Consider the following 12,624-nt stretch of genomic DNA (forward strand, 5'->3'; position numbering starts at 1 on the left):
TTGGGTGGAAACGAGGTTTTGTGGACAAATCTAACGATTATTCGAATCTATGCATCTATCTTATATCAACAGGCTCTTCCTTCGGAAGTTTGGTCAGGTCATATCCGTAGCTTTGCTCTGCAAGACGAATACGTTGTCCCTGGAACTGATCATCTACGCTTAAGCGATACGAACCACCACGCAACTTCTCGAAGAAGCTGTCTTCTACGCTCCAGCTCAGTGTCTGGTTGGTTCCCACTTTCAGATCGGTTCCCAAAGTCAGCTCTTTCTCATATGATTTACCTGCTTGGTCCGTCAGAGTGAGGATTAACTTATGCTCGTTCTCACCCATCTCAATCTCTTCATTACGGGATAAGCTGTAATTCATCTCGATCTGTACAGACGAACTTCCTGCCAGATATGCTCTCACACTGTTGGCAGTCCAGGAGTAAGGGTAGAGATTAATATTGGTCAGCGTGCCTTGAACACTAATGGAAGTTGGCGGTACTTCGAATGCCAGAGCATTCACATAAGCAGTCGCTTCCCCTTCACCGGTTACAAACTTGCTGTCTGCAATACCTTCACCCACAATTAGACGCAGGTCAGAGAAGGTAACGGATTTCGGAATTTTAACCCAGAACGTAACAATCGACTTTTGACCCGGTCCAGGCAAACGCTCTGCTTGTTTCGCTGTTGCCCTGTAATATTGGCCATCCGATGTTTTGAAGTATCCTACTAGTTTACCGAGACCACTTTGACGCAGTGATTTGTTCGTCATTTCGAATTCGGTATATACGATGTCCGATGACGTTCCCGGATAACGAATCGTTCTCCGCACACCCATTTCGGTCTCTTTATCAGCAGTACCCAAAGTATATGTCTTACCACTTCCAACATAAGATACCGGTGGAATTAATCCGGACGTATTTAACGTAATCCATTCATTCGTTTCTTCCTCACTAACTTTCTCGTTCAGACTAAGTTCCAGACGAGATATACGTAATTCAGAAGGAATCTTGGTCAACAGGTACGCCTCGGTTGTCATGCCGGCTCCAAGTAACTTGCCACTTTGTGTGTAGATTAACTTCTTGTCTCCTTCAATCTCAGCAGAATCAATCATAAACATTGCTTCAAGTTCAGGAAGTTGAACTGTTTTGTTACCTGCATTACGAATAGTCACTTTTGCAGCAATAATATCACTATCAAGCCACGGCAACCGCTGTAACGATCCAAAAGACACACCAAATGTACCTTTGTTATTCTTAATGACCATTTCGGTTGTCAATCCATCTCCACTGGATACCGATTTAGGAATCGCATAGACACCTACAGGATAGGAGAAAACAAATCCATTCGTTGGAGAAGACGTTGTGGTGGATTCTGTGCTTTCATTTTTGTCTACCGGACTCATTACATACAGCTTGATTTTGCTTGTATTACCATCACCCTGAAGGGTTGCACTCAGCTTAATTGTCTTGATATCGCCTGGGTTCAATTTCAATGTATCCAAAGCTTTGGTTTCGATCGGATAAACTGTTCCGTCTGTATTACGTACCTCGAAGGTATACGTCGGCACCTTAATGGCTTTCTTGCCTTCATTCTTGAGCTTCATTTGAAGATTAAGACTATACTCACCATCATCGATTCGGACTTTGGCAGATTCAAGCAATGTGGACAGTCGTTGTCCTTCAACAGAAATGATGTTTGGCTGATTGGCAGCAACCTCTACATTCGTCTTGCTAGCCTCTGGCAATTGCAGAGCAGCAACAGGCAGAACACTCTTCTCTTCACCCTGTTCTTCTACAAGCAACAACTCAGACTTTTGCAGCTTCACTGACGTAGGGAGAGATGCCATCAGGCTAAGTGCCTTATTGGCCTGTGCCTGAATGCTAACATTGGTACTGTCTTTATCCGGAGTTAAGGGATAGTTCGTACCACTTGGCGTACGTAAAATCCATTTGATATTCGGATTTTCAAGCAATTTATAACTGATATTGTTTAAATTCACGCCAATTTTCACATACTGATTCTTATCTTCACCTGGAAACACTTTAATCCCTGACACTTTCACCTTCACAGCAGAGTCGCTTAGACGAACTGTCTTTGGTTTGCCTACGGGTGTCGTAATGCTATAGGATGCGGGCACGTTAAACTTACCCAGCGTACGTTCATAGTTAGCTTGACTGAAATCCCATTTCACGATGAGGAAGTTCAGATCACTGAGTTTCACTTCGCGACCCACTTTCATGACATAGGTTAGGTCAACCGTTGATCCAGGCGCGACTGTTTTCTTTTCCTGATCTTTTGCAATCAGTTTGGGCGAGAACGATGTTCCACCCTTGGTTTTCACTTTGCTCCAGTAATCGAGCATCATCATTGGGGTGCTGTCATTGTTCTTGTACGACAATGTATACGTAACCACATTACCATCGTCCTGAGCCAAGATATTGACATCTGTTAATCTTACGGAACTTCGTGCTGTCACTTTAACAGCTGACAGGTTACCCAAGGTATGTACAACCTTCTGCGTTGTTGTTGTCGTTTTCTTCGATGTACTGCTATTTGAACTGGTGGCAGCCGTTTTATTAGTTGTGCTCGCTGCCATGGCGATGCCAGCTGTTGAACTGATTAACAACGCACTTGCGAGCAAGCTCACAAACATTTTCTTTTGATTCACTTCCAAACCTCCCATAAGTTGCTTGTTGCTATTATAGTATAAACGTTTGGGAAGGGGAGAAAGTTACGAAGTTATAAAAAAAGGGTTAAATCTGATATAGTATCAGATTTAACCCTTTTAACTAATAAATATATGACCTGTTAATTAAGGAGTAGTAATGTCCAATTTAGTGGAAGCATTACCAGCAGCATCAATTACATAAAGATCATAATCAGTACCTGTTACTAGACCAGTAATTGCTCCGAAGCTACCGTCAGCAGCAGCTGTTGCTGTACCTACAGCAGTTGCAGTTGCAGCAGCACCATCAGCAACGATTTTAACAGTTGCGTTAGCTTCAACTGCACCAGCAGAACCAGATACCTCTGTAGCTGCAACAGTCAATTTAGTAAAATCAGCTGCAGTAGGAGCTGTAACATCTAACGCTTTAAGTTCCACTTGATTAGCCTCAGAAGATGCAACAACTACATCAGAAGCATCTTTCAGGTATCTTGGGTTAGGGATAGAAACTTCAGCCACACCTTTTTGATCAGCTGTGAAACTGATAGTTACGATACCATCATTAATGGATTGTACTGTGTAGTCAGTAACTGGAACCAGCACTTTATCATCAGCATTTTTGATAACAAAGTCAATTGCAACGTCTGCAAGTGTTTGACCAGTTTTAAGGTTCTCATTGAAAGTAACTTGGAGGTTACCATTAGCTAACCCCTTAACAGAATCAATTGTAGCTGCAATGCTATCTGTTACTGTTTTAGTATCAGCATTGATCACTTCACCAGCTGAAGTAGAAGTCGTTGCTCCAGATCTAACAGTTACAGTAACGCTTGAATTGTCAGAACCGAATTTACCGTTTTCTTTCAGCTTAGTGGAATCAGCCAGCGTAAGAACAACTTTATTAGAATTGCTAGAAGACAAGGCTGCACCAATTACGCTAAGTTCAGCGTTACCAGCTTTCACAGTGAAATCAGAAGCTGTCACTGTGCTAGAAAGCAAAGCTTTATCGAATGCAACTTCAATTTTGTTTGTAGCTGTAGCAGCAGCAGCATTGTAAGTAACATTACCTGCATCAGCAACAGCCAACTCACCAGAAGTAAGATCCTTCAAGTAGTTACCAGCAACATCTTTAACCAAGCGAACTGTTACTTTTGTAACTTTGGAAACTTGAATGTTTTGCGGGAAACCAAGAATTGCAGACTTACCATCAGAAGAAACGTTGATATTCACGGAAGAAGGAACCACTTGCCATCCATCTTCAGTGGTGAAGTAAGAATATTTAGCACGATCAGTAACCGCACCATCACCAGAAACTGCCATAGCCTCGTTAAAGGTTACAGTGATTGTATTGTTTGTTGCATTTCTAACTACAGTGTTAGAAGCCAACTCTGGAGCAGTCGAATCTTTAGCTGTCAACTCTTTAGAGTAAGGAAGAATTACATTTTTCAATGTAGTGTTGTCGTTAACACCAGTAATGTTCAAAGTGTAAGCTTTTCCTGCTGTCAGTGCAGTAGCAAGAGTAACTGTTACAGTTTTAGCATCAGCGGAAACCGATGTTGTTTTCAATTTGCTTACTTCTTTACCATCAGCATCTTTGATCACAAAGTCGCTAGATGCTACAGAAGCTGCTTCCAATGCTTTAGAGAACTTCACAGTAATTGTTTTAGCATCAGATTTCAGCTCAGCATTAACAACTTCTGGACGAGTTTGATCCAATACAGGGTTTACTGCAACTTTAGTATCAGCAGCGATTGCATTACCGGAGTAATCTTTCACGTTAGTCACATAAACATCAGTTGCGTATTGCAACTTGTTAGCCCATGTGAACTTGAAAGTATCATCGGAAATTTGTTGTACTGATCCAGTAGCGTAGTTCTTAGTAGAACCTTGCAACCAATAGATGTTGGAAGCCAACACTGTATCTGGGTCAACTGGTTCGCTGAATTTCAACGTAACTGCTTCGAAAGTAGCACTTTCTACAGCAACTGTTGGAGCAGTTGTATCAGCAACTACATCAAAGCTCAACTCTTTAGCCAAAGATTTGAAACCAGCATAATCCTCAACGTTTGTAGCTGTCACTTTGTGTGCACCATCAGATAGAGCAGTGTACAATTTAACGATTACAGTGTTACCTGTAACTTTAGTTGTTCCAACCAAAGTGTTTCCGTCAACTTGGAAGTTACCTGGGTTTGCGGATTTGATTGGCTCACTGAACACCAAACGGATTGTTTTGTTACCCAGAGCTTGAGCGCTCTCAACAACAGGCAATGTGGAATCAACTGGAGTGAATTCTTGGTCCTTAACGCTCAAAACTTTATCTCCAGCTTTAACATTGTTGAAGCTCACTTTGTAAGCTACTTGGTTAGTGAAACCAGTTTCGCTACCAGTTGCAACTGTCAAAGTCACTGATTTTTCATCAGCAGAAAGAACTGCAGATTTTACAGATTTAGCAGTACTGCTATCACGCTCGGTAATAGTATAGTTGTCAGCATCTTCTGCGGTGTTTTTGTCAACTTTACCGTCGAAGTTCAGAACTACTTGAGCCAGGTTAGTAGCACTTGCACTTTCCAGCTTAGTAGCTGTAGTTACTACATAAGTAACTTTCTCAGTGAACTCTTTATCTTTGTAAGTGAATTTCACTTCAGTTTCTTTGTTAGCTTCGAGAGCTTTATCCAAAGTTACTTTTACAGTTTCGCCGTCGCTGATTTTGAACTCAACTACTTTACCAGCTTCAGTTACTGTGTAAGATTCCACTTTCAAGCTTTGAGCTTGATCGATAGAGTAAGCTGCACCTACCAACAATTCGCGGGAAGCGTTGCCGCTGAAGTTAGCGTTAGCGTCGATCAGACCTGCGTTGATCGCTGCTTGAACATAACCTTTAGCCCATGCTGCTGCATTGTTGTTAGTTTCAGTTGGGATTTCAAGATCAAGTGCACGAGTCAAGATTGTAGCCATTTCAGCTACTGTCACTTTACCATTGAAGTCGAAGATTTTTTTCTCTACGTTTTTACCTTCCATGATACCCGCAGCAGTTACTGCTTCGATGTAAGGTACAGCCCAGTTCTTAGCTGTGTAGTTTTTGTCGTTGTAAGAAAGAGTTCCAGTGATCTCTTTCAGACCCAACAATTTAGTGATAACTTTTGCGAACTCAGCGCGAGTCATCTCTTTGTCCAGACCAGCTGTGCCATCTGGGTAACCATTGAAGATACCTTTTGCTTTCAATGCATCAAACTGTTGTTGTGGTGTTACTGCTGTGTCACCGAATGCTACAGATGCAAACATTGAGAATGCCATTGCTGTAGACAGTGCTACGGATAAAATTTTCTTCATAACCTTTTTGTCTCCTCCTTGGGCGTTCATAACATTGGAATTTTCTTTAATAGGGTCGCTCGTATTCCTCATTCTATTGTCGCACCCCCTTTCCAGAGTTATGAGCAAGTTAATATAAATGATGTCTGTGAGCATATCACAGAAACTTGTAAACAAGAATAAATGATAGAGTCATACGTAAATAGAGTAGTTTCCTAATCCTACCTTACGTATTATACAATGGGTCTCTCGTGCCGTAAAGAAATTTTTTCTAATAAATAGACAAGATTCTTCACGAGGTCATTCTTGGTAAGTTGCCCAATGTTTTCGACTCTACATCTTAAACGCAGTAGATTTCAAAAAGTTGCGGATTCCCCAAAAAAAGTTTTGAATTTATTTATGTATTGATACAGTGCGGGTCTATAACGGGTTCAAAACCTTTAATGCGGATGTACTTATGACGTTTTCTTCGAAATCACCCTGTGTAAGGAATGATGTGAACGTTTATTTATACCCGTTATTTTCCACGATGAAGCGACAAATTCTACAAAATTGAAAATAAAAAAAAGAGAGCCCTCAAGGCCCTCTTCTTGGATCAGTGACTATAACTTAGCGGATCTTCATCGCCAGCTCAATAATTTGAGCACGCATATTTGGATCACTGTTCAATCTCAGATACATATCGTCAATTGGCTGTCTGTTCTCCCGGTATGTCTTCTCATGCTTCATCGTGGTGTGAGACCATTCAATCAATTCATTCTCGGCCAGAACCAGACTGTTATACGCATCATGGAAGCCGGTAGACTGTACAAGTCCTTCCATTACTTCCTGAGAGATCTCTTCGGTCTTACGTGTATCTTCCAACTTTTTCTCCAGAATGACTGCCTGCTTCTCGAACTGTGTCTTTGCCTTCATGTAACCCAATTGGGCTCTCGAATAAATCGGTTTCATTAGCTAACTTCACCCTCTAGATCATTGTGTATTTACCGTTATTGTATCTTAATCTCTAGCAAATTACAAAAATAGTTATTGGTAAAAAACAGATTTCTTCTATTATAAATGAATTCTATACAAGATGTTCCTTGGTCATAAAAAGAACCCGCCCCTTTTAGCAAAAGGGACAGGTCCTTCCTAAAATCATTTCAACTATGCTAGATTAACTCAATGTTTTAGGGAATAACTTCGTGCTCTTCTTAAGCAATTCTACAGCAATCTTGGCTGCTTCTGCACGTGTCAAATTCCCTTTAGGATTAAACTGGTACAACGTTTTGGTAGATCCTGTGACCTGCACAGGGCTACCTTCCATAATTTTTGCTTTGGTTACTGCCTGTACTGATGGACGAGCATAGTACTCAATGGAGGTGGAATCCTGGAACGACTTCGCTAAAGCTGAAGATAATTTGCTATCGTTGGCCGCAAGCTTGCTGCTCATTGCCCGTGCAATCATCACCGCAGCCTGTTCACGCGTAATCGAGTCCTCTACTCCAAAATACCCGTCGCTCAAACCTGTTACAATACCTGCTCTCGCGGCCGTTTCAATGGAGGCATAGTCCCACGTATCACTCTTGGTTGTAGGAGACACGTCAGTAAAGGTCTGTGTATTGGTATAGTTCAATGGGATATCCAGACCTTTAACCAGCAAGGTAGCGAATTCTCCGCGTGTCGTCTGATCATCTGAACCAAACGCGTTGAAACGCAGGTTATTCATGATCCCTTTGGAATACAATGCATTCAGCAGATTTCTTGCCCACGGATGATTCGTGATATCCTGATAGCTTTTACTTTGCTTCATAACTTTGTAATAGCCAAACTCATCAAAGGAAACTGTAATCGTATGTTTCTTGGTGTCTACTACTCCGCCAATCGGTACCCATTCACCAATGTTGGTTTTGTCTGTGTAACGGAATACCGTAATCGTTGAACCCACTTCATCAACAATAGTCGGATCATACGCAAGCGTTAACGTTCCCCGGTTAGAAGGAACCAGGACACGTTCTGTTGGATATTGCGTAAAGCTCCCTTCCAGCGAGTACGGTGTCACACCATCTGTTCCAGGCTTGTACCCACTCGATCCTTTATCTCCAAGCTCACCAATTCCGCCGTTGATCCAATACGTCTCCGAGATCGGCACAAAGTTACTTGTGGTCAGATTCGAGTTGAACAACTCTGTCAAAATGGTTGGCACCGTGATTGGTGTCAGTCCTCCCGTACTGCGAGGATCAGCCTGTCCGATATTAAAGCCATAGTCATTTTTCCGTTCAAGCACGCCATCCTTCGGATCGGCAATACCAAACAGAATTTTGTTGTCAGGATAAAATTTGACTACACCACTGCTCGACTTGGCAGCTGATTGAAGTATGGTGCCTTTAGGGAAGGCTAATTCAACCTTCTTGTTAAATACCGAATATTTGTTGGCAATTTTAGGTGTCATATACTGTGCATCTGTTCCGACTGTGCCCGTATAGAACACATTAATCGTGTCGTTGATAGTAGCGCCATCCCTAATAATCTGAATTTTGATAGCATTGCTCTTATCCTGTTTCAACCCCACGTAATTCAGAACGAAGCGATCATTCATATCTGGACGTTTGATGGCAGGCTCTTTATCGATCAGAACTTGCGTAGCTCCTTCCGCTTCGATATCAAAGTGTACATAGTTTTTATTTACAACAATCTGCTCACCTACAGTTGCTACAGGTGAAAGAATGCGATAGGAGGATGGCTCCCTTACGATCTCAAGTCGTTGTGTTGTTCTTGCACCTGTACTGTTAATTAACTCTAACGTGTATACATGGCTGCCAGGTGTATCAAATACATAGTTACGAATCCGAACCATGAATTCATCCTGATTCCCTGCAAAATCAGAAATGTGACTATCTAAAGTTTGCTTATTGGTATCCGCTGTATCTGTGACTGGCATTGGATTATACGTATAGATCAACTTAGAACCGAAGTACAAGTTAGCGATCTGTGCACCGCCACCTTTGAATACCAGATCATATCTCTCTTCACTCGTTACGTATTTGCCGTCCCTAATGATAAAGTCCGTTGTAACTTTAAAAATATTGGACATTTCCTCAGGTGTATACTGACTAACATCTGCCTTGGTAAAATCCTGACGAGTATCCGTCGGAACAGGAACCGGCATGAATTTATCAATATTGGAAACATTACTATCCGAGATATAAATCCTTAATTTTTTCTCGATTACTTTCGTCTTTCCAGCGCCGTCCTTATCCGTACCTGTAATGGTAATTGTATTTTCACCGTACACAAGATTACCATTCGTACCGCCAATCTGAAGTGCGAAAGAAAACTTTCCATCTGTTGTTCCAGGAAAACCTGTAACAGTTGTGTTCACACCATTGACCAATAACTGGCCAACAAATTGAGGAGATTGCAATGTACTAAATCCTACAAACTCACCATCTACCTTCAATGTTTGCGTTACTTTAGAATTGAATGAATAGGTCTGTCCATCATACAAGTTAGCTACATAAATATAACTTTTAGATGAATATGATACAGTCACATCATACGATGGGTCTGGCGTTGAATAATAAAAACGAATCTTTTGCGTACCATTGGCCAAATTTTTCACCAAATAGACAGCTTGCTTGGATGTCAGCGTAGGGGGAGTTGTAAACACAGGCGCCTCAATGGTTAATTTCGTTGCACCCGTAGGCAAATATTCTCCGATTGGCACTTCTGCTCCAATATCCTGACTGGATTCCACCATAATATAAAAGCTTTCTTTGTCAATCTGTGCATTATTCAAAGCAACTTTATTCGTCACTGCACCACCATTGTAATCCGGAAGGTAGTACATGTTCGTAATCGCTTTTACCCCTGGAGCATAAATGAACTTCCCTTGATAACCGGAACTGAAGTTGCCAAACCCAACAACAGCGTTGACCGTTTGATTCTTGAGAATTACTGCTGGTGTTGCTCCATCTGTTTGTAACGGATATGCATTGGTTGTTGTGAACGTTACTATACGATATTCCGGTGTAGATCCGTCTGGACCTGGAATAATAATTTCTGTTGGATCAATAAAGGTCATGGTCGTTCCGTTCACTGTGAACGAGCCCACGTCCTTGAATGTGCTGTTGCTTGCCGCGTATGGCAACACCACTTGTACTTCAAGTTGTGCTTGTGCAGCTGTTGTAGAGAACGTTGGTATATTATCCAGAACGGACTTACTGTCTGTCGTACTTAACATCACGTTGAGGGTAGAGAACGGCTGATCCTTGTCATAATAATAGACGGCACGCTCGGTAATCACTGAATCTGAGCCATTCGCAATCTTAAATTTCAAATTGTTCAATCCGGCCTTCAGCTTCAATTGTGGTGTGAAAAATGTCCCGTTCTGAAGCAAAGAGGAATCAAGCTCTTCTTCTCCATTCAGAGAAACGGTGACCTTATTCGCATTTTGCACTTTACCTTGAACAGATACGAACTGTGTATTTACAACGGTCTGCGATCCTTCATTTAGACCATACGATGTGTTAGAACCCGTGCTTGGATCAGTGAAAATTTTAAAATCTTGAATAAAAGGAACCTGATCATAGAGTACATAGAACGTATCTGAACGCTCTACTGAACCTTGACTACCGTAGAACGTGATCCGATTGAACCCGGGGAACAGAGTAAGATTGTTGGCGGAAAATTTATTATTACCCGCGGTGCTTGCAGTAACTGTGCTTGTATTGGAACGTGTGGCATCTGGCTCCCATTTTGTCTTATTGCCTTCTACAACGGAGTTTAGTTGCTCCACTTTAACCCGCATCGTATCTTTTGATACAAATGCATAAGCACCTGTTATTGTAATTGTCCCTGAAGTCGTTTGATAAGCCAAAGACCGGGACAGAAATCTCGTATTAGCTGAATCATCCAAATTAAGATCAGATGTGTTACTAATCAGAGTATTGTCTGGTGTAAAATAGGTAGTCTGTGCGTTGGCAGCCGAAGCAACGGAACCACCGAATAGACCTTGTGGGAACAATGAGAATACCATAGCGACCAACATGATCCATGCCAACGGCCGTTTCTTTTGTTGCATTACGTATCATCTCTCCTCTTTTTAAGTCAGTTACCGTTATATATCGGTCGAAAGGTTCCAATTATTTAGTAAAAACAGCAAAATAAACAAAAAAACCCTTGTCCACGAGGGACAAGAGTTGGGTCTGAAAGAATATTCAATAAGATCAGTAAACGAGCGTTTCTATTTAGGATTTCGAGCGGGTTTCCGGGTTCATCTTAACACGCATTCGCATCAGGAAGTTAATAACAGGCCTTCTGGTTTTGCTTACAAGTCCGATGACTTCTGCTCCGACCTGGAGGAAGAACATCATGATACAGATCACGACGAATGTTACCCAGTTGGCTTCGAACATCGCAGCGGAAGATTGGATAATTGCCAGTACACCGAAGAATGCGGCAATACCGTAGATGATCAGCACCGTTTGACGATGACTGAATCCAAGCTCACGCAGGCAGTGATGCAAGTGGCCTTTATCCGGTGAGAAAATCGGTTTCCGTTGTACCGCACGACGAATGATCGCGAAGAAGGTATCCGAGAGCGGCACACCAATAATGATCAGCGGTGTAATAAAGGATACGACAGCAATTTGTTTGAAACCAAGCATGGATAGCATTGCCAGAGAGAAACCAAGGAATAGCGATCCCGTATCCCCCATGAAGATCTTGGCTGGGTGGAAGTTGAAGAACAAGAATCCAACAATACTACCGAGAAGCACAAGGCACATCAAGGCAATCATCATATTACCCATCAGGAAGGACATCACAGCAATGGTACCAATGGCAATACCGGATACACCGGCGGCCAGACCATCCAGACCATCAATCAGGTTAATCGCATTTGTTACACCAACAATCCAGAGGATCGTCAGCGGAATAGACACCCAAGCTTCCAATGAAGAGTATGCATCCTGAAAAGGAATGTTGACGAAGTCTACGCGAATATTGAATCCGAATACGACTACAGCAGCAGCTATAATTTGTCCAAGCAGCTTCACTTTGGCTGACAGTTCAAAACGATCATCCAACGCACCAATCAGTACGATGATCGAGCCACCAATCAGAAAAGCACTGACAAAGCTCATATCTCTTGTAGTAAACCATGATGACACAAAAGGAAGCAACGCAGCAACCGTAATAATAAAGGCCAGGAAAATTCCTAAACCACCAAGACGCGGCATAATCCGAGTGTGCACTTTACGCGCATTCGGCGTATCCATTGCTCCAATTCTGACTGCGAACTTTTTGACAAGTGGTGTCAGGGCAAGAGCCAGTCCCATTGACACGATAAATCCAATGATAAAGATCGCTACCATTTGAACATTCGACCCCCAATTATAATACCTGTAAGAAATTATAAATCCCCTGATCTCTTTTTATATATAAAAATGTTTTGTTAGTCATTTTTGAAAACTTGTTACACGATAACGAAGAGGGCAAGGAAAACCTGTAGAAGCGAAGCGTTCGCCTGAAAGCTTTCTGAAAGAAAGCTACTTCGAAAGCATACGCTATCACCTGATTTCACCCTCATAAAAGGGTAATAAAAGAAATCTGGGGATAACAGCGATCGAAAGGTTGCCTTGCTATCGTAGTTGCTCAGTGTAACGTTTTAATTCAAGCAGTAC

Annotated in this window: 5 protein-coding genes; all 5 read right to left on the minus strand. The window is 42.0% G+C overall.

What is annotated here, in order from left to right; all coding sequences use genetic code 11:
• Positions 1 to 55: 55 nt before the first annotated feature.
• Positions 56 to 2,656 (minus strand): hypothetical protein, encoded by a 2,601-nt coding sequence (locus tag Q0V21_RS18970; RefSeq protein WP_301880102.1) that lies wholly within the window; start codon positions 2,654 to 2,656, stop codon positions 56 to 58.
• Positions 2,657 to 2,800: 144 nt separating this feature from the next.
• Positions 2,801 to 5,980: an Ig-like domain-containing protein gene (locus Q0V21_RS18975; protein WP_301880103.1), complete on the minus strand. Its 3,180-nt coding sequence runs from the start codon at positions 5,978 to 5,980 to the stop codon at positions 2,801 to 2,803.
• A gap of 588 nt (positions 5,981 to 6,568) precedes the next feature.
• Positions 6,569 to 6,910: a hypothetical protein gene (locus tag Q0V21_RS18980; RefSeq protein WP_076332560.1), complete on the minus strand. Its 342-nt coding sequence runs from the start codon at positions 6,908 to 6,910 to the stop codon at positions 6,569 to 6,571.
• A 205-nt stretch (positions 6,911 to 7,115) separates the two neighbouring features.
• Positions 7,116 to 11,021 carry an S-layer homology domain-containing protein gene (locus Q0V21_RS18985; RefSeq protein WP_301880104.1) on the minus strand — a complete coding sequence of 1,302 codons (3,906 nt, stop codon included), beginning with the start codon at positions 11,019 to 11,021 and terminating at the stop codon, positions 7,116 to 7,118.
• A gap of 166 nt (positions 11,022 to 11,187) precedes the next feature.
• Positions 11,188 to 12,315 (minus strand): glycosyltransferase family 4 protein, encoded by a 1,128-nt coding sequence (locus Q0V21_RS18990; RefSeq protein ID WP_285075797.1) that lies wholly within the window; start codon positions 12,313 to 12,315, stop codon positions 11,188 to 11,190.
• Positions 12,316 to 12,624 lie beyond the last annotated feature (309 nt).

The sequence above is a fragment of the Paenibacillus sp. 11B genome, from assembly GCF_030487755.1.
Classification (GTDB): Bacteria; Bacillota; Bacilli; order Paenibacillales; family Paenibacillaceae; genus Paenibacillus; species Paenibacillus vandeheii.